This is a genomic window from Parabacteroides sp. ASF519 (genome assembly GCF_000364265.2).
GTDB lineage: Bacteria > Bacteroidota > Bacteroidia > Bacteroidales > Tannerellaceae > Parabacteroides > Parabacteroides goldsteinii.
In genome coordinates this window covers 411,309-435,315 of record NZ_AQFV02000006.1, presented here as the reverse complement: position 1 = coordinate 435,315, position 24,007 = coordinate 411,309, and the positions used below count along the sequence as shown (strand labels likewise).

General features: G+C 39.9%; 16 protein-coding genes. 9 read left to right on the top strand and 7 right to left on the bottom strand.

The annotated features are described in order from the left end of the window. Positions 1-8: 8 nt before the first annotated feature. Positions 9-1,829 carry a C10 family peptidase gene (locus C825_RS01830; RefSeq protein WP_010801175.1) on the bottom strand — a complete coding sequence of 607 codons (1,821 nt, stop codon included), beginning with the start codon at positions 1,827-1,829 and terminating at the stop codon, positions 9-11. A 376-nt stretch (positions 1,830-2,205) separates the two neighbouring features. Here C825_RS01830 and leuS point away from each other — a divergent pair, with 376 nt between their 5' ends. The 4 genes from leuS (at position 2,206) to porZ (ending at position 8,933) form a co-directional block, all read left to right on the top strand. Continuing rightward, the gene (leuS, locus tag C825_RS01825; protein ID WP_010801174.1) at positions 2,206-5,043 is read left to right on the top strand and encodes a leucine--tRNA ligase; all 2,838 of its coding nucleotides are present in this window, start codon (positions 2,206-2,208) and stop codon (positions 5,041-5,043) included. Continuing rightward, on the top strand, positions 5,043-5,924 hold the full coding sequence (locus C825_RS01820; protein ID WP_009860457.1) for a YitT family protein: 882 nt from the start codon (positions 5,043-5,045) through the stop codon (positions 5,922-5,924). The genes leuS and C825_RS01820 overlap by 1 nt, the downstream gene beginning before the upstream one ends. A gap of 81 nt (positions 5,925-6,005) precedes the next feature. Further along, positions 6,006-6,587 (top strand): non-canonical purine NTP diphosphatase, encoded by a 582-nt coding sequence (locus tag C825_RS01815; protein ID WP_010801173.1) that lies wholly within the window; start codon positions 6,006-6,008, stop codon positions 6,585-6,587. Between the two features lie 3 nt (positions 6,588-6,590). Then, complete coding sequence (gene porZ / locus C825_RS01810; RefSeq protein ID WP_010801172.1) at positions 6,591-8,933, top strand: type IX secretion system anionic LPS delivery protein PorZ; 2,343 nt, start codon at positions 6,591-6,593, stop codon at positions 8,931-8,933. Between the two features lie 45 nt (positions 8,934-8,978). Here the strand turns inward: porZ and nadA are convergent, their stop codons facing one another. Continuing rightward, on the bottom strand, positions 8,979-9,965 hold the full coding sequence (gene nadA, locus C825_RS01805; RefSeq protein WP_010801171.1) for a quinolinate synthase NadA: 987 nt from the start codon (positions 9,963-9,965) through the stop codon (positions 8,979-8,981). 1,068 nt (positions 9,966-11,033) lie between these two features. Here nadA and C825_RS01800 point away from each other — a divergent pair. Continuing rightward, positions 11,034-11,564, top strand: coding sequence for an RNA methyltransferase (locus tag C825_RS01800; protein ID WP_009860453.1), 531 nt, complete (start codon positions 11,034-11,036; stop codon positions 11,562-11,564). Here the strand turns inward: C825_RS01800 and C825_RS01795 are convergent. Then, positions 11,556-12,161 (bottom strand): DUF4294 domain-containing protein, encoded by a 606-nt coding sequence (locus C825_RS01795; protein ID WP_010801169.1) that lies wholly within the window; start codon positions 12,159-12,161, stop codon positions 11,556-11,558. The genes C825_RS01800 and C825_RS01795 overlap by 9 nt on opposite strands. A gap of 222 nt (positions 12,162-12,383) precedes the next feature. On the opposite strand from C825_RS01795, the gene C825_RS01790 reads away from it, so the two are divergent. Continuing rightward, on the top strand, positions 12,384-13,190 hold the full coding sequence (locus tag C825_RS01790) for a hypothetical protein (protein ID WP_010801168.1): 807 nt from the start codon (positions 12,384-12,386) through the stop codon (positions 13,188-13,190). A gap of 13 nt (positions 13,191-13,203) precedes the next feature. Then, entirely contained in the window at positions 13,204-15,267 is a 2,064-nt protein-coding gene (locus tag C825_RS01785; protein ID WP_010801167.1) for a helix-hairpin-helix domain-containing protein, read from the top strand. 9 nt (positions 15,268-15,276) lie between these two features. On the opposite strand, the gene C825_RS01780 is transcribed toward C825_RS01785, so the two are convergent. Further along, positions 15,277-16,170 (bottom strand): SGNH/GDSL hydrolase family protein, encoded by an 894-nt coding sequence (locus C825_RS01780; protein ID WP_010801166.1) that lies wholly within the window; start codon positions 16,168-16,170, stop codon positions 15,277-15,279. 5 nt (positions 16,171-16,175) lie between these two features. Continuing rightward, a complete protein-coding gene (locus C825_RS01775) occupies positions 16,176-17,615 on the bottom strand; it encodes an MBOAT family O-acyltransferase (protein ID WP_010801165.1) in 1,440 nt (479 codons plus the stop codon). A 467-nt stretch (positions 17,616-18,082) separates the two neighbouring features. Here C825_RS01775 and C825_RS01770 point away from each other — a divergent pair, with 467 nt between their 5' ends. After that, positions 18,083-18,862, top strand: a complete 780-nt coding sequence (locus C825_RS01770) for a radical SAM protein (RefSeq protein WP_010801164.1) — start codon at positions 18,083-18,085, stop codon at positions 18,860-18,862. A gap of 656 nt (positions 18,863-19,518) precedes the next feature. On the opposite strand, the gene C825_RS01765 is transcribed toward C825_RS01770, so the two are convergent. Together C825_RS01765 and C825_RS01760 are read right to left on the bottom strand one after the other, a co-directional pair. Next, complete coding sequence (locus tag C825_RS01765) at positions 19,519-22,008, bottom strand: T9SS type A sorting domain-containing protein (RefSeq protein WP_010801163.1); 2,490 nt, start codon at positions 22,006-22,008, stop codon at positions 19,519-19,521. Then, positions 22,008-23,111 carry an acyltransferase family protein gene (locus C825_RS01760; protein ID WP_010801162.1) on the bottom strand — a complete coding sequence of 368 codons (1,104 nt, stop codon included), beginning with the start codon at positions 23,109-23,111 and terminating at the stop codon, positions 22,008-22,010. The genes C825_RS01765 and C825_RS01760 overlap by 1 nt, the downstream gene beginning before the upstream one ends. 218 nt (positions 23,112-23,329) lie before the next feature. On the opposite strand from C825_RS01760, the gene C825_RS01755 reads away from it, so the two are divergent. Further along, positions 23,330-23,998: a porin family protein gene (locus C825_RS01755; RefSeq protein ID WP_010801161.1), complete on the top strand. Its 669-nt coding sequence runs from the start codon at positions 23,330-23,332 to the stop codon at positions 23,996-23,998. Positions 23,999-24,007: the final 9 nt, after the last annotated feature.

Below are 24,007 nucleotides of genomic sequence, written 5' to 3'. Positions count from 1 at the left end.
TTATATATTTACTTTTTTACCAACTTATGGCTGCTTCTTCCTTCCACAGTCTGTACTTCCATCACATAAATACCTGCCGGATATCCACTATAAGAAAGCGTAACGGTTGAGTTATTGCTTCCCGGCTGCTTTTTTAACAGGCGGCCGTTCATATCATACAAAGCAACTTCCAGAATAGCTACAGGAGAAGTTACATAAGCTGTACCATCCACATAGGAGACAGAAACATTCATATCCGAAGATATTTCTTCCGTCGAAGTCGGGTCGGCAGCCACCAGAATCTCGCCGGTCGTATTACCACCGCCTCTTACCCATTTCCATTCGCTGCCGTCACTGCTCTTATAAAGCAAACGGATACGATCACCCGGAGCGATTGCTTTGGTAATCGTACAAGGTATCTCCTGCCCCACTCCGCGTTCTATCTCGATAGTGACAGGTTCTTCGCTGGAAATAAATTCTTTGGTATTTCCATTCTTATCCACAAGGGCTGCAACAAGGTTACCGGTGAAATCACGGATACTCATATTTCCTACATAACCGTATTGAAGACCGAAAAGCTGGTTCTGTTCGAAATCGTCAGTCGTAGCAGACAGACCATTGAATACAGTACCCTCATTTTCACCATAGAAAAACACCAGTACGTCCTGATAGGTCGAACCTTCCACCGGCTTCATCATGCTGATAATGGCATTCTGGTCGAGGGAGAAACCACCGCCGCTATTGCCACCTGTTCCCTGTTCTTCGGGTTCGAGAACCGATAGCAGGTAATAACCGTTCGCCAGTCCGCTCCAACCCCAGTTCACATGATAATAATCGGATGTATTGTATCCGTCGATAATAAACTGATGGCCTTCGTTCTGATCATTTTCACCACCATAGATGACAGGGCGATTATCATCCAATTCACCTTTGATGATAGACTCCCACTCAGCCGTCTGATAGTTTTCACGTTGCAATACATGAAGAGACTTATCGTATTTCATATAATTGACAAGGCCCTGGGCTGCTGTAATTGTCAGCGCACCACTGTTTCCGGGCGCGTAATTCATTTCCGACATAACACCGACATCATACATCAGAGTGGCTACATTCTGCGCCTGCTGGGTAGTGTACTGCCCGGCAGTATAAGTAGAAGGCATATTATCCCATTGGTAAGGCGTATTGAAAGTAGCGGAAAGAGATAAGCCATACGTCTGTGAAGTATAGGAATGACTGCCCTGTCCTACATCCGGCCATTTATGGTATTGCATGGCAATAGCAGTGGAAGTCGCCACGCAACCGGTCGGAGTACGCTGGCTGTTTACCACCGGGCAAAGATTATTATAAGGCGTCATCTGGTCCCACAACACAGTCGTCAGTAATACACCATCCGAACTCAGTTGCATAGTGCCCTGCCGCAACTGATTCCAGGCGGCAGTTATCTCTTTACCGGCTACCGTTTTATTTTCGCGCATCCAGTTAATCTGACGCTGATAACTGTCAAACCATGAACGCAGGTTAACCGGCATGGAATCTTTCCGGAACGGTTCCTGCATACCATATCCCAGAATAGGATAAACAACGTCATCACCGGCAACGACCACAAAACCATTATCATCGCCCTGATTAAACACATAAAAAGTAGCATCCTGCGAACCGGCATCCGATTTGGTAGCGACTCCGCCATCCGACCAGACTAACGTCAGTTTCGTAAGCGAGGATTTGGTCTGCGGACGATTGCTTTTCAGAAAACTGAGCGCAACGCTCCGGGCCTGTTCCACATCGACAGGGGCGGCACTTATCGACATTGTCAACAAGGCAACCAGGAAAACAATAGTACATCTTCTCATTACTTGTAATTTTTATAGTTTAAATTTAGCTTGCTTGTCAGAGGTCGGGTTAAAGGCATTAATGGCGTTTCAAATTTATTGTCATTCAATAACAAAGAGGATGGAAAGAAGGTTCAATTTCCTCCGTAGGGAACTGTAATTTCCCAGGCAGGAAACACGTGTTTCCTATGGAAGAAACTAGAGTTTCCTGCTAAGAAAATTGTGACGGGGTAGAATGAGGCAAATAAGTATCCGCCGAAGCAGGCTCATTTTGTACGAGTCTTCGTTCAAAAAGAACGATAAACCCGGACCGAAGATTCGTTATGTGAAGTAAAACTAAATAAAATAACTAACTTTGTGGCTTTAAACTGAAAACGATAAAAAACGATTAGATATTATGGAGTACAATTTCAGAGAAATCGAGAAAAAATGGCAAGAATATTGGATTGCCAACGGGGTTTATAAAGTGAAAGAAAATAAGGATAAACCCAAATACTACGTGTTGGATATGTTCCCTTACCCATCCGGTGCAGGACTACATGTAGGTCATCCACTCGGTTACATCGCTTCTGACATTTATTCCCGTTTCAAACGGTTACAGGGTTTCAACGTATTACACCCGATGGGATACGATGCTTACGGCTTGCCGGCAGAACAATATGCCATCCAGACCGGACAGCATCCCGAAGTAACTACCAAACAAAATATCGCCCGTTATCGTGAGCAGATGGATAAAATAGGTTTCAGCTACGACTGGAGTCGTGAAATCCGTACCTGCGACCCGGAATATTATCACTGGACACAATGGGCATTCATCAAAATGTTCAACAGCTACTATTGCAACGATGAAAAGAAAGCACTTCCTATCGAAACCCTGATTGAAGCCTTTGAAACCGTAGGTACTGAAGGTCTGAACGTTGCCTGTGGCGAAGAATTAAGTTTCACCGCCGCTGAATGGAAAGCTAAAAGTGACAAAGAAAAACAAGAAATATTACTGAATTACCGTATCGCTTATCTGGGTGATACAATGGTTAACTGGTGTTCCGAACTGGGAACCGTACTGGCAAATGATGAAGTTGTAAACGGCGTTTCCGAACGTGGAGGCTTCCCGGTAGAACAAAAAATGATGCGTCAGTGGTGTCTGCGTGTATCTGCTTACGCCCAGCGTTTACTGGACGGACTGGATACCATCGACTGGACGGATTCATTGAAAGAAACACAACGTAACTGGATAGGCCGAAGCGAAGGTGCCGAAGTCAATTTCAAGGTAAAAGACAGCGACCTGGAATTTACTATCTTCACTACCCGTGCCGATACGATGTTCGGTGTTACTTTCATGGTACTGGCTCCCGAAAGCGAACTGGTTGAGAAATTAACAACTCCGGAACAAAAACAAGAAGTAGACGCTTATCTGGACCGTACCAAAAAACGTACAGAACGTGAACGTATTGCCGATCGCCAGGTAACAGGTGTGTTCAGCGGTTCATACGCAATCAATCCGTTTACCGGAGATGCAGTGCCTGTATGGATTAGCGATTATGTGCTGGCCGGTTACGGTACAGGAGCCATCATGGCTGTTCCGGCTCACGATAGCCGCGACTATGCTTTCGCAAAACATTTCAACTTGCCTATCATCCCGTTGATTGAAGGTTGCGACGTTAGCGAAGAAAGTTTCGATGCCAAGGAAGGTATCGTCTGCAACTCACCGAGACCGGACGTTACTCCTTATTGCGAATTGTCACTGAATGGATTAACCGTTAAAGAAGCTATTGCCGCCACCAAGAAATTTGTAGCAGAACATAAGTTAGGACGTGTAAAAATAAATTACCGTCTGCGTGATGCTATCTTCAGCCGTCAGCGTTATTGGGGCGAACCGTTCCCCGTATATTATGATGCGAACGGAATGCCTCAGATGTTACCGTTTGAAGCATTGCCTTTACAATTACCGGAAGTAGACAAATTCCTACCGACTGCCACAGGCGAACCTCCATTGGGACATGCAACCAAATGGGCCTGGGATTCGGTTAATAAAGAAGTAGTTGAAACCTCCAAGATAGATAATAAAACAATCTTCCCGCTGGAACTTTGTACAATGCCTGGTTTTGCCGGTTCTTCCGCTTATTATCTGCGTTATATGGACCCTCATAACGACAAAGGTTTGGTAGATAAACAGGTAAATGATTACTGGAAAAACGTAGACCTGTATATCGGTGGTACGGAACATGCTACCGGTCACCTGATTTATAGTCGTTTCTGGAACAAGTTCCTGTATGATATGGAAGTTATCTGCGAGAACGAACCGTTCCAAAAGTTGATTAACCAGGGTATGATTCAGGGACGTTCAAACTTCGTATACCGTATCAAAGATACCAATACATTTGTCTCTCTGAACCTGAAAGACCAGTACGAAGTTACTCCTATCCATGTAGATGTAAACATTGTATACAATGATATTCTGGATATCGAAGCCTTTAAAAACTGGCGTCCGGAATATAAGAATGCTGAATTTATCCTGGAAGACGGCAAATATATCTGCGGATGGGCTGTTGAAAAGATGTCAAAATCTATGTTCAACGTAGTAAACCCGGATATGATTGTTGAAAAATACGGTGCAGATACATTACGTCTGTATGAAATGTTCTTAGGCCCGTTGGAACAATCCAAACCTTGGGATACAAACGGTATCGACGGTGTTCATCGTTTCCTGAAAAAGCTATGGGCTTTATTCTACGGAAATACCGACAACCTTCAGATAACCGATGCCGAACCGACAGCTGAGGAATTAAAATCATTACATAAACTGATTAAGAAAGTAACATTCGATATCGAGCATTTCTCTTATAATACTTCTATCAGTGCTTTCATGATTTGTGTCAATGAATTAAGCAGCTTGAAATGTAACAAGCGTGCCATCCTGGAGCAACTGGTTATCCTGCTTGCCCCGTTTGCACCTCATACGGCAGAAGAGTTATGGCACGAATGCGGTCATACGACTACGGTTTGCGATGCTCAATGGCCCCAGCACAACGAAGAGTATCTGAAAGAAAAGTCAGTTACCTACGCTATCTCATTCAACGGAAAAGCCCGTTTCAGTATGGAACTTCCGGCTGACATGCCCCGTGAAGAAGTTGAAAAGGCAGCTCTCAGCCACGAAAGTTCCGCTAAGTGGACGGAAGGCAAAACACCTAAAAAGGTTATTGTCGTTCCGGGTAAGATTGTTAATATCGTTATCTGATGAAAGCTGCTCAGTTTTATAAAATTTATTTTTCAATACAGGATTATCTGATGATTCTGTTCGGGACCTTATTATATGGTTTCGGATTCAATGCATTTATCCTGTCGAATGAAATTGTTACCGGTGGCGTTAGTGGTATCTGTGCGCTGATATTCTTCGCCACAGGTGGCGCCATACCGGTATCGGTTTCATATTTTGTTATCAATGTAGTCTTACTACTGGCCGCACTTAAAATATTAGGTTTTAAGTTCCTGATAAAAACCATATTCGGAGTATTCTCCCTTTCCGCTTCTCTTTCATTTTTTGAATGGCTACTGAAAGGAAACCCGATTCTGCACGACCAGCCGTTTATGGCTATCATGATTGGCGCCCTCCTTTGCGGAGCCGGACTCGGACTGGTCTTTTCTGCAAACGGAAGTACGGGAGGTACCGATATTATCGGAGCTATCGTAAATAAATACAAGAACATATCCATCGGACGTGCCTTGTTATTCTGCGATTTCTTTATTATCAGTTCTTCTTTCTTCCTCTTCCATAATGTGGATAAGATCGTGTTTGGTTTCGTAGAAATGATAATCAGCAACTATGTCCTCGACATGGTATTGAATGGTAACCGTCAATCGGTGCAATTCCTCATATTCTCACAGAAATACGATGAAATAGCCGAACGAATCATTCACGACCTGGACCGTGGATGTACCATCCTGGACGGTGTCGGAGGTTATTCCCGCAAACCGGTCAAAGTTGTCGTATTATTAGCTAAGAAATCAGAATCAGTATCCATTTTCCGTCTGGTAAAACAGATAGACCATCAGGCATTCATCTCGCAAAGTATTGTCCGGGGAGTTTACGGAGAAGGATTTGACCAGATAAAAACATAAAAGATTCATTCAAACAATTAAAAGCACTTCCATACGTTATATATCGTACAGAAGTGCTTTTTTATTTAGACATTTACAGATATGAAACTCGTATTCGCAACAAATAACCAACATAAGTTGGATGAAGTACAAAAAATAACAGCCGGTCATACAGAAATAGTAAGCCTGGCTGCCATCGATTGTCATGATGACATACCGGAAACAGCCGATACCCTGGAAGGTAATGCACTCCAGAAAGCTCGTTACATTAAAGATAAATTCGGTTACGACTGCTTTGCCGACGATACCGGCCTCGAAGTAGAAGCGCTGAACAATGCTCCCGGTGTATATTCTGCCCGCTATGCCGGTCCCGGACATGATTCGGAAGCCAATATGAAAAAACTTCTCCGGGAAATGGAAGGGATGGAAAACCGCAAAGCCCGTTTCCGTACCGTTATAGCACTTATTCTGGATGGAAAGGAATATCTGTTCGAAGGCATAGTAAACGGTCAGATAACAAAGGATAAACGCGGAACAAGCGGATTCGGATACGACCCTATCTTTATGCCGGACAATCATACGAAGACATTTGCCGAAATGGGTAATGATATAAAGAATACAATCAGCCACCGGGCTGAAGCTGTAAAAAAATTAAGTGCTTTTTTATCTACATTATCAGAATAAATTATGAAGAAGATACTATATACACTTATATTCTTCTGCTTACTCGTTACGAATGCAGTAGCTCAAAAGGCAATAGGCCAATGGAATACTTATTTATCTTATTACTCAACAACTTTGGTTGCTGAAGGTAATAATCATGTATTCGGTGTAGCCAACGGTTCGTTATACAGTTATAATAAAGAAGATAACAGTATATCCTATTACTCAAAACAAACAGGGTTAAGTGACAATGATATAAATAATGTAGCATTCAACCCGACTACAAATACACTACTAATTACATATAGCATCAGTGGAAATATTGACCTATTGAGTGATAAAGGTATCTACAACCTACCTTATTTAATGAATAATTCCAATATTCAGGATAAGACGATTAACAGTATATTCATATATAATGAATACGCTTATTTATCCACCAATTTTGGAATTATGCTAATCAATATAGATAAAAAAGACATTACAGATACCTATAAGCTGAATAAAAAAGTATATTCTGTCTGTATTAAAGATGAGTATATCTATGCTGCTACAGAGAGCGGAGTAATCAGAGCTAAATTAGATAGTAATTTATTAGATCATAATAACTGGTCTGCTTATTCTCTCAATACTTCTATATTTAATAGTAATAACATCAGAAAAATGGTTTTATTCCAAAATAATTTATGTTTCTTTGTTCAGAATAGTGGAGTTTATTACCAATCTAACGGACAGATAAACATAATCTCTCAAAACAATCAATTAAAAAATTTACTTGTCCGGAATGAAAAGCTAATTACTTATACTGGTTCCACTCTTTATATCTATTCAAATTTTACGACTAAAGATGCTATTAATGTAGAAAATATCAATGATGTTACATCCGGTAAAGATGCTAATACATTTTGGATAGCTACCGGAATAAATGGTATAAAAGGAATTAAAAAGAGCAACGAACAATATACTACTATCCTGGAAAATACAAATAATGAATTATATTCTCCCAAACGGAATTATAATTATTTTATGACCATAGAAAACAATCAATTATATATTGTAGGTGGAGGCCGTAATTCTGATCGATTAAATATTCCCGGAACATTAATGATTTACAATGGAAACGAATGGTTTAATCTCGACGAAAACGAAGTTAATAAAGAAGTCAACAAACAATTTCCAGAGAATAACTTCATATTTACAACAAAAGATTACACAGGGATAGCAGTCGACCCCAAAGATCCTACCCATTATTTTGTTTCCGCTTATGGAGAAGGTGTATTAGAGTTTAGAGAAAATAAATTCGTAAAACTATACAATCATACTAATAGTACTATATCTCCCGCATTAAATAAAACAACTGAACAACAATTCACTTACAACCGAATAGGAAGTTTAACCTTCGATAAAGAAGGTAATCTATGGATGACCAACTGTGAGATAGACGATGGAAGCATCAAAGTATTAAAAGCAGATGGTACTTGGATTTCTCTGATTCATGACAAATTGAATCATGCTTATCAGGCAGATAAAATATTAATTGCTTCAAATAATCGAAAATGGATTAACTCTCCATCTCCAATTGGTATTTTCGTTTTAGATGATAAAGGAACGATAGATGACGTCAGCGATGATGAATTTGATTCATTTACAATATTCAAGAATAATAACGAAAGTATAGAAGCTGCCGGTTTCTATTGTGTTACAGAAGATAAGAACGGACAAATCTGGATTGGGACAAACAGAGGTCCTGTCTATTGTCTTAATTCCAAAGCTGAAATAAGTAAACTACAATTCTCCCGTGTCATTCGTCCGTTAGAAGACGGAAATGGAGAAGGTTATGCATTTCTGGATGGTGAACAAGTCAATGCCATCGCCGTTGACGGAGGAAACCGTAAATGGATAGGAACACAAAGTTCCGGTGTATTTTTAGTCAGTGAAGACGGGATGGAAACCATTTCCAACTTTACAACAGCCAATTCTCCACTCCCATCCAACCAGGTCAATACTCTAGCTATCAACCAGCAGACAGGAGAAGTCTTCATCGGTACCGAAAAAGGACTGGTATCTTATATGGGAGATGCCACGGAAGGCAGTGAAGATTATTCGGATATATATGCTTATCCGAATCCCGTTCGGCCGGAACAGAATGACCGTGTAACCATCGTCGGACTGATGAATGATTCAAATGTAAAAATAACCGACCTGAAAGGCAATATCATTTATCAGGGTAAATCGGCCGGCGGAACATTTACATGGGATTGCAGAAGAAAAGGTGGTGGCCGTGTTGCTACCGGAATTTACCTGGTATTATCAGCAACACCGGAAGCTAAAGAAAGTGTCGTTACTAAAATAATGGTAGTAAAATAAAAAATCAGCCCTGTTATCATGATGAATAACAGGGCTGATTTTTTATTATAAACCTAACTTCTCAGATATCTCCAACATCTTCCGAATCGGTTTAATAGCTTTTTTCTGCACCTCTCCGTCTACGAATATTTCCGGCATCTCATACTTCAGGCAGTTATAGAGCTTCTCCATCGTATTCAAACGCATGAAATTACATTCGTTACAAGCACAGGTACTATCGTTTGGCGGAGCCGGGATAAACTCCTTTTCCGGACTCTTTTTCCGCATTTCGTGAATGACGCCGCTTTCCGTCGCTACAATGAACTGTTTCTTATCTGACTTAATAGTATGCTTCAAAAGTGCCGCAGTCGAACCTACGAAGTCGGAAACCTGTATAACGGGCTGTTTGCATTCCGGGTGGGTGATTACTTCTGCATCCGGATACTGTTTCTTCAAATCCAGTATCTTTTCCAGTGAAAATTGTTCATGTACATGGCAGGCACCATCCCACAGCAACATATTACGTCCGGTAATACTGTTGATATAATTACCCAGGTTACGGTCCGGGCCGAAAATCATCTTCGTTCCTTCCGGGAAACTTTCAACAATCTGACGGGCATTCGTGGAAGTTACCACCACATCTGTCACCGCTTTCACAGCAGCAGTTGTATTCACATAAGAAATAACCACATGATCCGGATGCTGTTTTACAAATTCAGCAAACTCCGGAGCCGGACAACTGTCTGCCAGCGAACAGCCTGCATTCAGGTCGGGAACCAGTACCTTCTTATCCGGACAAAGAATCTTCGCCGTTTCACCCATGAAATGAACACCGCAAAGAACAATGATATCCGCTGTTGTTTTAGCCGCCCACTGAGCCAGTGCCAGGCTATCCCCTACATAATCCGCTATATCCTGTATATCACCTGTCTGATAATAATGAGCAAGGATAACTGCATTTTTCTCTTTACGCAACTTATCAATGGCCTCCTTCAGATTTATATCTTTGGGAACCGGTGCGTCCATATATCCGATTGATTGATTCGTCAACATAGTATATCTATTATATTATTCCTGATTTCAATAGCCTATCAACAAGGTTATCACCAGTCTTTATTATTGATATTCTTACTATTAGTATAGTTATTAACTTCTTGTTGATAATCTGCAAAGGTAAAAACTTTATTCATTCCCGCCGAAAAACTAAAGCAAAACTTAGCTATCCGATGACAAAAAAGGTATAAATTATTTACCTTATTCTATAGGGGTGAGCAGAGAGTTTGTCACACCTCATTATCAAATGATTACCCTTAAAAACGATTACAACCAGGGGTAAAAACATACTACTTTTACCCTTGAGTTTGTCACCGTTAACATTTGAATACATTCAATGGAAGTAGCTTATTATCATCCCGATGACATTGAAATGCCATCCCGGTGTTGATACCGCCTCACCGGGACGACAATATTCAAAACTAATAGCTTTTATCATTAAAGCCTATTGCTTTTACGCTTAAAGTCTATTACCTTTGACCTTAGTCATAAATATCCCGAGGTTCCCCGGCTTCACCGGGGGATATTCACAGTTAGTCCCTTCGGGACATTCGCTGTCACTATTCTTAATCCGATGACAGGAGTTAATGACATGAGGTTTCATCAACCATTAGTTATCCACAATTATATATTATATTCTTATTAATCTTTAATTTTAAATATGATGAATATGATATCCTGTTGAAACAGTTAATACATTTATGTTACAATATTTGTTTGGAGAGTTATTAAAGTATATGAACCGGTTATCAAGAGGATACTAACATGAATAATGATATTTTAATTGCTGTATATCTTTATATTACGTACTTTATTAGTTTTATGTTGATAACTGGTTGTGTGTAAAAGTTTATATCTCCGGATGGTTGTTGAAACGTGTATAACCCTTGTTAATAGCTCGTAATAAATAATGGGTTATAATTGTTGCATAATTAAAACAAGGGGGTGTATAACGGAGATTCTGAATAATGCAAGAACTTTTTTTCATTTTGTGTTCACTACTTATCAATACCTTTTCAACGGCATATCCACATTAATTCGCTACTTTTGCAACCAAAGAAAATAGCTATGCGTAAACTGAAGATAACAGAAATGAACCGCCTCACGCCGGAGGCTTTTAAGGAAAGTAAAAAGATACCTTTAATTGTTGTACTTGACCATATTAGGAGCCTGAACAATGTCGGTTCCGTTTTTCGTACTTCCGATGCGTTCCGGGTAGAGGCTATTTATTTATGTGGCATTACAGCCTGTCCTCCTCATGCAGAGATTCACAAGACGGCTTTAGGGGCGGAAGAAACAGTCGACTGGAAATATTTTAAAGATACACACGAGGCTGTTGATAACCTGAAACAACAAGGGTATGTCGTATGTGCCATTGAACAGGCAGAGGGAAGCGTGATGTTGGATAAGTTGTTGTTAGACAGGAATAAAAAATACGCTATTGTCATGGGAAATGAAGTAAAAGGTGTTCAACAATCCGTTGTTGATAACTGTGATATGTGTATTGAAATACCTCAGTACGGGACAAAACATTCATTGAATGTGTCGGTAACGACCGGGATTGTTATCTGGGATTTCTTTAAACAGTTGTCAGAGTAATCCTCTTTCCACCAGGATAACGACCCGTTCCGTCATGGCATCTTTTCCTTTCGGGTCGTATTCGGATTTCAGGCTGGCTCCGAACATACCGGCAAACAGGTTCCAGAAGCCGGCCCTGAAACTACCCAGATAGGCTTTCAACAGGTTATAACTGGATTGGTTACATTCCCTGTCTATCAGTTTGATAAGTAATTTGCCTTGCGAGAAAGTCAGTTTTTTCAACTCCGGTTTATATTCTTTGAACAAGTCTTTTTCCATCCGCTTCAGATGAGCCTGGCGGGCTTTGTCATCGGGAAGGGTTTCCATATATTCGTACGTTTCTATTAATGTTTCGTAGACCATCTTGGCATAAGGTAACGTACGTTTGACATCGCGGATCAGTTTGTTATACTTTTGTTCTTCCCGTTTGTTTTTAAAACGAACTTGCGGAAAGACAAAGACTTCCTGCAAGTTAACAACGGCAATGGTATCTTTCCCGTCGACATACGCTCTTTGTACACCTTCGGGAAGTGTATTTATTTTCAGCTTCTGCGCCTGGCTTCCGACTGCACAGAATAGAAATAAAATCAGGATTTTATACCATCTCTTCTTTATCATCGTTTACAAAAGTAGGTGATTTACCAATAGCTTGTACCGGTTTTACAGAATTTGACTAATTATATGGAAATGATAATTTAGTTGTTAATAAGTTGTCAAGTCAATAAGAATCATTATATTTGCTCCGATTCTGATAATGACAAAACGATATGACTATGAACATTGAATAGTATTTTGCATTAAAAGAGCGTTTATTTATTAACAACCAAAAATATCTTATCTATGAAACAATTGTTTTTATGTCTCCTGTTGGGGATTTCTCCCTGTTTGTATGCTGTTAATAACCTTCGTTTACCCGGTGTCCGTTGTATGGGAATGGGTGAATGTGGCGTTGTGCAATCTGTACTTTTTAATCCTGCGGTAGTTGCTTTGGATAACTATAAGTCTTTTGATATCAATTACTTTAATTATTACGGACTGAAAGAACTGGGAACGGTGGGTTTGTCGGTCAGTTATCCGAACAACTTACTTTCTGCGGGTGTTAATATCTCTTCTTTCGGTTATGACCGGTACCAGGAAAGTATGTTTCGTGTTTTCCTGGGAAAATCGTTGACTGAAAAATGGACGGCCGGTATCAGTATTCAATATACATTTCTTCAGACCGAGTTGGTTGAAGAAAAGCCGCAATACTTGTCAACCGATGTCGGTATCTTGTTTATTCCCGTTGAAAAGCTGTTGATTGGTGTGTTGATACAGGATTTTCCATCTGTCAGCATTCAGGAAAAAGAGATTGATATAGAGTCTTTTATATCCTATTCATTACAAATAGGTTTTCAATGGGAAGTAATTAACAACCTGTTAATAGCCGGAAATGCGGAGACGAATAAACAGACTGTATTAACAGGTTGTATCGGCATGGAATATCAGTTGCTTACTCATTTTTATGTACGCACCGGTATTAAGACAACCCCTCTCCTGCCTACCTTGGGGATAGGATACCGGTTATCGGGTTTTATTGTAGATGTAGCCGCTCTTTATCACCCGGTGTTGGGAATAAGTACAGGTATTGGTTTGAAGTATTGTTTTTAACGGAATGATCACTATGAAAAGATTGTTGACAACCCTGTTGGTATACCTGTTTATAAACAGTTATAACCTTAATAGTCAGACTATATATTCTGTTGATAAGTGGATGGAATATATAGAAGAAATGGCTTCTGAAACGGAAGATGAAACACAGATTGAAAACCTGTATTCGGACCTTTCCTACCTGTCGGAACACCCTTTTGAACTGAACAGTGTGACCGAAACTGAACTGAAACGCCTGCCTTTCCTGTCCGACCAACAAATAAACAGCCTGTTGGCTTATCGTGTGAAATATGGAAAGCTGGTCACTCTTTATGAACTGAAGAATGTGGAAGGAATGGATTTTTCAACGATTTCTTTATTGCTTCCGTTTGTTTATATCGGAGATATATCGGTTAATAAGCGACCCTTTTCTGTTAAGAACATGTTGAAGTATGGTTCTAATGAGTTGCAAATCAGATATGATAAGTGTTTTCAACAGAAAAAGGGATATTGTTCATATCCGGATAGTATCTTGCAGCAATATCCGAACCGGAAATATCTGGGGGAACCTTTCTATCATTCCCTGCGTTATTCGTATACTTTTGATGACAGGCTCCAATGGGGAATGGTAGCTGAAAAGGATGCCGGTGAACCGTTTTGGAATAACCATCATAAAGGCTATGATTTTTATTCGGTACACCTGTTTTTCAAAGATATGAATAAATGGTTGAAAACTTTGGCCATCGGTGATTATAAGGTTTCTTTCGGGCAAGGTCTGGTTATCAGTAATGATTTTACTCCCGGCCGCAGTTCGATAGTGGCACAGGCAGAGAGACGCAGCAATGGTTTCCGTCGTCACTTTTCAACAAATGAAAATGATTACTTTCGCGGAGTAGCTTCTACTTTAGTATTAAAACAGATATATATCAGTTTGTTATACTCGTATAGAAAGTTAGATGCCGGTGTTGATAACTATGAAGTCAGTACATTTAAAACAGATGGTTTGCACCGACTGGAACGGGATTGCGAAAAGAAACATACGGTTCCTATGCAGACATACGGTGGAAATGTACACTATACGACTTCAAATCTTTCCGTCGGGTTTACAGCTCTCTCCTACTCTTTCGGAAAATATCAGGTACAACCGGATCCGAAACCCTATAATCTTTTCTATTTCCGTGGAAACGATAATATCGACATAAGCGTCGATTACATGTTTAAAACAAAGAAAATAAAGTTTTACGGAGAAACAGCCATGTCCTCAAACAAGGCAGTTGCCACATTGAACGCCATCCGATTAACGCCTGTCTCCTATTTTTCTTTATTGTTGCTTCATCGTTATTATGACAAAAAGTATCAGGCTTTTTTCGGGAATGCTTTCGGACAGCATTCATCCGTACAGAATGAACAGGGTTTCTATACCGGGATGCAGTGGACGCCGTTTGCCCGTTTCAAATTGTCGGCGTATGCGGATTTGTTCCGTTTCCCCTGGTTGAAATACGGTGTGGATGCTCCTTCTTCGGGCCAGGAATATATGGTTCAGCTGGATTATAATTCGGGAAAGAACTTTACGACTTATTTACGTTATAAATACAGAAAGAAAGAAAAGAACCGGACATTGGAAAATGAATCGGCATTGAGTATTCTGCCTTATTCCCAGCAGCGTATCAGACTGCAATTGCTTTACGGAATACAATCGACATGGGTGTTGAAAACATCGGCCGACGGTGTTTATTATGATGAAGGAAAAGGAAAACGAAGTCTCGGGTGGATGATTTCGCAAGGTGCAGGCTGGAAGCCGTCTTCTCTCCCATTCCAATCAGATATTTACCTGGCTTATTTTCATACGGACGATTATTACAGCCGTATCAATTCGTATGAGAAAAATATATTGTATGCTTTCAGTATGCCTTCGTTTTATGGGAAAGGAATCAGGTTGTCATTTTCTTTCCGATGGGATATACTAAAGAAACTTTCTCTTTCTGCTAAACTGGGACATAGTTATTATGCAGACCGCGACTTAATCGGTACGGATCAGGAAGAGATAAAAGGACATAATAAAACGGATATGTATATGCTTTTACGGTATAAGTTTTAGAATATATATTTACAATTCAATATCTAATTTATGTCTGATGGAATCCTTTAGTATTTTAGTAAACTTTTCAGCACCTTCTTCTGATAAATGATCGCCGTCTTTGAAATCGTTATCATTGAATCGGTCATCTTTTAGAAAGTTGAAATAAAATACATTTTCGTGATTATTATCCAGCTCTTTTGCGGTGGATAATAATTGGTCGAGTTGATGCTTATCCAGATGCTCATAATAACTATGCCAGGTTGGTGTAGTGACAAGAATTAATTGAATCTGTTTATCTTCACAGAACTGAATGATTTTGTGAAGATATTTCAGATTATCATCCAAATTTTTCCGGTTGTTTAATGTATGTCGTTTGGCTGCTTTTATACCACTTACTTCCAAATTATCTTTTGAAAATTTGTTTACTCTGAATCCTAAAGGAGAATATTGTGAAGTATCCTCTTTCAGATAGTCTTTTATTTTCTCATAAGTAATGCTGCTCGTTATTTCCACACTGTATTTATATTTTTCATATCCCATATAAATACCATAATATTTTAACCGGGATTTGTCCGTATTATCCATCTTGTCCTGAAGTGTACAATACGAAAAAGAAAGGATAACGCATTTTAAATTATTGTACATATTCTCATATTTGGTCAATACAAAATAGTCACGTTCCAAATCCTGTGAAGAATTTGCGAAATTGAAAGCGCTGTTGGTCAGGTATAAAGGATTGACTCCCGACATACAATGTGAATTACCCAATATGAGTGTATTCAGGCTATCTGCATGCTGTGACATCCATTCGTTTTTATATTTGTAAGTGTTCGGTATTTGCCGGATAGCATACTCTAACAGGATGAACAGTATCAGGATAGGTATCAGAAAGATAATTAATCGTTTTATAAATTTCTTCATATCGTTTAGAATTGAAAATAAATGAAATCGGCCGGTGTACCTTGCAGAAAGACGATTATAAAAATCAGGATATAATAGATTCCCCAACGGACCACAGGTGATTTGATCTCTTTGTTTATCTGTAATGCATGTTCTTTTTCCCGTTGCATCCATTCAATGATTAGTAGCACTAAGCAATATATCAACGCTCTTTTGCCGTGCGGAAAGGACACCTCGAATAAAGACGGGGAAAAAAGGCGTGCTAAATAGTCGGATGCTTCGCCGATGTCGTTGGACCGGAAAATAATCCATCCGATAAGGACAAGGAAGAAGGTGGAAAACATCTGTACAGCTTCTTTGAAAGAGGGTAAAAGTTTACCTACGGCGATTACATTTTTCGTATATCTCCTGTTTTTATTGAGCAGCAAGAGAGGCATAAACAACAAGGCATGATAAATACCCCATAGAATGAACGTCCAGTTTGCCCCATGCCAGAGTCCGCTAATAATGAATATGATGAAAGTATTTCTGATTACTTTTGTTTTCTTGCAACGGCTTCCTCCCAACGGGATATAGATATAATCGCGGAACCAGGTGCTTAATGAAATATGCCAGCGTCTCCAAAATTCGGATATGTCTCTTGAAAAATAGGGATAATTGAAGTTTTTCATTAAATCTATTCCGAATAACCGGGCACATCCGATAGCAATATCCGAATAACCGGAAAAATCTCCGTATATCTGAAAAGTGAATAAAAGACCGCCGAGTAAAAGAGTAAAACCACTCTGATACTGATAACTGCCCCATATTTCATTGACTGCCATCGCACAATTATCGGCAATGATCATCTTCTTAAAAAATCCCCATAACATCTGCCGGCAACCGTCTATTGCCTTACTGTAGTCGAATGTACGTCGTTTATAAAATTGGGGTAACAGATTGGTAGCTCTTTCTATGGGACCTGCCACCAGCTGCGGAAAGAAACTGACAAAAGCGAAGAATGCAATCGGATCATGACAGGCGGATATTTTCTTCTGATATACGTCGATGCTATAGCTTAAAGCCTGTAAAGTATAAAAACTAATACCTACGGGAAGAAGTATATCCAGTGTTATCCAATCCGGTTCAAACCCTAATGAATGTAATGCAGTTTCAATATTGGTACTGAAGAAATCAAAATATTTGAACGTTCCCAGGATACCTATGTTGAGTAAAATATTGATCGTGTTGATTATCTTCTGTTTCTTCCGGTTACCTTCGGCTCGTTCGATGAGAAGTCCGCTGACAAAACAAAAGGAACTGGTCAGTATGATCAGAGAAAGAAAACGTATATCCCACCAGCCATAAAAGATATAGCTTGCTGTTACGACAAGGAAGTTCTGCCATTTCAAATGCTTGTCTGCTAACCAATATACAATGAAAACGATCGGCAGGAAGCAAATGAATTCTATGGAATTAAACAGCACAATATAAAAAGTTATGTCACTGATTCCCTGAAGTGACAATTGTTATAAAAGAAAACGCAGGAATTTACCGGTTTTTATCGTATCAACAGTCAGTCATCACAGTTTACAGCACACAATAAGGCACCCTGGTATATCACTACTTACCCGTAACAGGTAATGTGAAATACTAGTGTGTCGAAATTCTATAAACTATGAAATATAAACTGAAAAGGATAAAGCCGGACGCTTTCTATGATAAATATCGCCTATATATGATCATCGATCAGTCGCAAAAGTAGTGAAACATAGCTTATTGCCTATTTAATTAATAATAAATTATGTTTCAATAAAGCAAGGGGGATGATTCTCTTTTTAGCTTTTCTTCCTTGGTAATTATAAGGTCTTTTGTAGCTTTGTATCCGTAATTCAGGAAATATTGTTCTGTTCTTTGTTATATAGAGAACTTGATAGATAAAAACGTATTAGATATGTCAACGATTCTTTTTGATAAAATAGTGTTCGGTCCGGTACATAGCCGGCGGTTGGGTGTTTCTCTGGGTATGAACCTGCTTCCTGTGGACGGCAAACTTTGTTCTTTCGATTGCATTTATTGTGAATGCGGACTGAATGGGGAACGGCGTACACATACCAAATTACCGACCCGTGCAGAAGTGAAGGAGGCATTGACGGAAAAGTTATCGGCTATGCAGGCCGAAGGAATTGCTCCCGATGTGATTACTTTTGCCGGTAACGGAGAACCTACCATGCATCCGGAGTTCGAAGGTGTTATAGAAGATACGATTGCCACCCGCGACCGTTTCTTTCCGAATGCCAAGATTGCTGTCCTATCCAATTCAACCATGTTGCATAAGGAAGGAGTATTCCGGGCATTGAATAAAATTGAAGATAATATCCTGAAACTCGATTCTGTGCTCGACAGCCGGATACAACAGTTGAATGTTCCCAATTCTCCTGCTTTTACATTCGATAAATTGCTCGGACAGTTATGCCGTTTCGAAGGAAACCTGATTATCCAGACTATGTTCCTGAAAGGCGAAGTGAATGGCGAATCAGTGGATAATACAACCGAAGTAGAAATAACCGGCTGGCTTGAAGCCTTGAAGCAAATCAAACCGAAACAGGTAATGATCTATACCATCGACCGTGAAACTCCTTTGAAAGGACTTAAAAAAGTTTCCAAAGAAGCATTGGACGCCATAGCCGACCGGGCACGGAAAGAAGGGTTTGATGTGACGGTTTCCTATTAAAGAGATGAAAGGCGTTTCTCAAAACTATCACAGGGTAAAAAGCACTATCATACTATCATATTTTTATATAATATACCTATAATCAATATGTTATCCTATGATAGTTCCTGTTTTCAACTGTCATTTACCTATCATGCAACTATCATAGTCTTATCCTGAAACCCAATATATGCTTCTTGTTTTACTGAAATATATGACTTATTATCAGCGAAATAGTTATTTATGTTGCTCGAGACCCGGGTGTCGACAATATTGAGACCCGGGTCTGGACACGGTCAACATCCGGGTGTAAAACAGGCTGAGAAGGGCATCTTGAGAACAAAAAGTATGTATTCCTGTGAGATTAGTCTATATATTTTCGCAAAATATATAGTAGGGAAAGCAATATATAAGTGCGATTTATCCTATTTGTAAAGCCTTTTTTAGGTCTTAAACAATGTATGTTTAATTAAAATATAGTCCAAATGATGGTTTTATGACAGTATTATGATAGTTGAAAATGGCAACTGTCATAGAGTAACATATTGATTATATGCGTATTATATAAAAATATGATAGTATGACAGTGCATTTGATGAAACATTATTATGAAACTCCAATATAGAAATAATTGAACTAATTGCTCTATTCATTAACACATTAGTAATGTTTGTTCATTATTGTTTGATGCCGCGAATGGTTTTGAAAGTCTTATCATTGCTTAGTTTGAAGAAATAAACACCTTGCGGGAGATTACCTGTCTCTATCCATTCTGCCGGATCGGTTAATTTCCGGATCAGTTTTCCGTCGGATGAATAAATTTCAAGGCTTTTGACTTGCTGGTAATTATTTATCTGTATCCGGTCTTTGAATATTGCAGGGGTGATATGGAAATCGGTTGTTTCCTGTATACTCTCCGTATTTACATTTGTTTCTGCTGTAGCTGTGGCTGCTCTGCTTTCTTTTGAATCGTATAGAGCAGAAACACTGTAGTCATGCTTGCCTCCGGTGACATTTTTATCTGTGTGTTGTAATGTGGAAGCAGGGACAGAAGCTAGTAACATCTGGTCTTTGTATATATTATATCCGGTAATAGCAGGGAAAGCCGGAATCTGTATATCACTGTTTGCTGCGGGAAGGGGAAGTGTCGGTTCACCTTCTTCGGAAGTGACGGTAGCAGACAGGATAAAATTAATATTGAATTCTTCGTCCAGCAAATATTCCCATTCGTTTCCGTCAAAAGATACCAGATTCCCTTTTCCGTTAACGGCCGGACCGTTATCTACGAAAGCAGGATAAACCGAACGTCCGTATTTCCTGGCATAGATGGAAACGATCAGATCCTGGTTGGCATCAATCGTGTAAGGTGTTTTCAACTCTATCGTGTTGGACCGGTTGGCCGTCAGATTGGTTATTTCCTGTTGATAGGTCCGTTCTCCTTGTTTGATAAAGATGGCATAATTCACACTGTAGACAGGAATGAATTTTACGTTTACCAATTTCTTTTTATGTATGTTTATCAATTCTTTAGACTCCCATCTTTGACCGAAATAAAAAGGAGTGCCATGGTATCCGATTTGTGCGTCCGAATTTTGTGTACCCCAGCTGATCAACTGTGTATATACAGGTGCATTCCATTGAATAAGAACATTATTGGAAGAAATGGATTGGGCAGTAACATTTGTCGGTGACTTATAATTGATAAGGCTCCCCTCCTCTCCGGTTTGCGACAAACCGGGAATTGTTGTTGCACCGGTGTTCAACGGATCGAGCCAGATATCCATACGTCCGGTATCAGCTTGGCTGTATTTATCCCAGTGATAAGAAAACTTGCCGTATAAGTTATTGCCGCTTGTCAGGCGGCAAGTAGAATTACCGCCGGTCAGTGTACCTACTATCTGCTTATTTTCATTGAAAAGCGGCGAACCGGAAGAACCGCCTTCCGTGATACTGTGCCCGTTGGTTGTTTTGTCGAAAATGACATTCCAATGGGCATTGAGAGCTCCGGCTTTGGATAGATTATCTATCCAGGTCGTTGTTTTTACCGGGTGATTACCGAAGGTCGATATTTTCATATAATCGCCGGAAGGATGATGAATATTCACTCCGGATGAAGTAGCCGTTTCACTTCTGTCCCAACCGTTGAAATATACATTATATTCTGCCGGGATCTTGTCGTTCAGCAATAATAACAGTCCGTCGGAACCGCCCTCTATCGGAATACTTACAATTCGCCGGCAGCCGGTCATTGTTTTATGTCCGGCTATTGGCGAAGCGTTTTCGCATCCGGTATGTTCAAAATGGAAATAAAATACCCATTGGTTTAGATCTGTTTCCGAAGCAGTTGTTCCGTTATCGTAATCTTGTGTACAATGGAAAGCCGACAATATATAAGGTTTCATGTCTTTCGCCGTGTTGTTCACCAGTGAACCGGAACAGAGGTATCCGGCCTTCCCTATTTTCTCAACCATCATGCAAACACCGTTCTTTTCGTGTTGCCACTCCTCTCCTTCTTCGCAGTTGATATTGACCATGCAGGAACCGGAAGTTCCCGGACCGGTACTCCGTAAGTCAGTAGTTACATGCAGATGATTGTATCCGTATCCTATCTGATTAATGGCTATACGGGCTTTTTCGTCCGAAACAGGCGGTTCGTATTCGAGAATGATATCATCGCCGGCCACAAATTCCGTAGCAAATGATTTTCCGTCCGGATTGGTTTGCGAAGTATAGGCTCCCAGTAAATGCGTCTTTTCTGCATTGTATATGAATAATTTTCCGCCTTCCGGCAGGTAAAATGTTTCATAATATAACATTAAGGCAATCGCCCCTTTTGCCTGAAGGCGAAGCTGCCAGATTTTTTCTCCGCCGGGCAATACCCGCCATTCTCCGGCATTTTCCATATTCAAATCCGTATCTATCAATGCAGAAACAGCCAGAGGTGCTCCCTGGCTTACCCGCCATTCATCGACTGCTATCCTGTCTTCCACACTGAAATTTACCGGTATCTGAACAGCCGGTTGCCAGCTTTTCAACGGGTTCTGATAGTTGAAACTAACCGGTTTTCCTCCTTCGCTTATCTGCGATTTTGCTTTGCCGGGGCAAAACAGGAATAAGCAGATGATACTTATATAAATGCAGTGATAAAACAGTCTGTAACGATTCATTATAATTTGATGTAGATACGTTTCTTATATAACCAATATCCCGGTATCCAGTTCAATACGACAAACAAAATAGCCCATGCCAACGAACCTCCGAAGTTTCCGAAGAGCGGGACCAGGATATCTGCATATACATACGGTGTCACTCCGCATTTATCGAGTACCACTGCAAATACATCTCCCTGTACATAGAGATATAACGGATTAATCCCGAAAGATTCGAAAAACAGCGACCATTTCTTTTTGCCGTTTATGTCGATGATCCAGATCAGCAACGCCAGAAACAACGAGCCGAATCCGCAAGTGGTTAATACAAATGTACTGCTCCATAGTTTTTTATTGATCGGGCAGCCGTAACTTAGCAGGAATCCCAGGAACATAATAATTGTTCCAAAGATAAACAAATTCCTGATAATTAATTCATTGTTCTTCTTACAGTCGAGAATCATTTTGCCCACATAGAAACCGAGCAATACATGCCCGATACTTCCCAGGCAACTCAACAACCCTTCCGGATCAAAGGCGATGCGGGTTCCGTCTGCCAGATAATCATGGTACATATGCGTATTTCCGAACAGTGCACGGTCGACTATTGCAATAATATTATCTTCCGACAACGTCTGGCTACCGGTAGCGGCTAAAAGTATCCAGTAAAACAGCAGTATTCCGGCTGCTGTCTGTAAAATATATTTATGCTTAACGGATAATCCGATCAGTGAGCCGATCCCGTAAGCCAGTGCCAGCCGCTGCATAACTCCTAGGATACGCAGGTTTTCGAAATTGGAAAATCCGTTGTAGCAGAGATGTCCGAATAAATTCAAGGCAAATCCGACCAGGAAGATCAGCACGGTCCGTTTCAGTACTTTCGTAACGCTTTCTCTGGATAATTTGAAGTCGTATTTCCGCAATGAAAAGAACATGGAAACTCCCATAATAAACATAAAGAACGGGAATACAAGGTCGGTAGGAGTGAGGCCGTTCCATGATGCATGCCGTAGCGGAGCATATACATATCCCCAGCTTCCCGGATTGTTCACCATGATCATCCCTGCAATTGTAATACCTCTCATTACGTCCAGTGAGAGCAGTCTTCCTGATTGTGCCATAATTTTGATTATTCGGTTATAAGACGCAAATGTAAGTAAAAAGAACAGGATTATATCATATATAAAATAAAACCTTAATGTTCAGTAGAATATAGCTTATTTTTGTCTGTTATACTGACGCGACTTTTATTGGAAACGAAATCTGATAATAAAAAGTATCACTTCAAAGTAGGGGTATTTTATTAAAATCTGTCTATAAGATATAAATTTGAGACAATATGAAAATGAAGCTTTGTATTATTATGAGTATGCTCATGTGTTTGGGTATAGTGAAGATGAATGGACAAGTACGTTTAGGTGTTGAAGCTGGTGTTAATATGACTAGTTTGGGAGTCAGAGGTAATCATGCTCAAATTGTACCTGTAGGGGGTTTGGTTGTCGATTATCAGTTTGAAAATAATATGATAATCCAGAGTGGACTTCATTATGTGATGAAAGGTGCTAATAGCCTTGTCAATGGTTCTAAGGAATTGATGGTCCGTTTAGGATATATTGAATTGCCTGTAATGGTGGGGTATCGTCTCCCTGTGGCTGAACATATATATATGATACCTCAAATGGGGGCTTATTTTGCTTGCGGTGTGAACGGATATGGGGAATTTGGATCGAATTTTGTGAATACCGGGATCGGTAATACAGATGGAATATGGTATAATCCTTTTAAAAGATTTGATTTGAATACGGGGAAAGAGGAATATATTGAACCTTTTAAACGTTTTGATACTGGCTTAAGATTTGCATTAAGTACTGAAGTTTATAAATTCAATTTGACTTTGTCTTATGACCTTGGACTTAAAAAAGTATGGAAAGAATTTGATCCGGGACATTATTTTAAATATAAGAATAGAAGTGTAGCTATCACTTTAGGATATAAATTCAATTTGTAAATACAATCT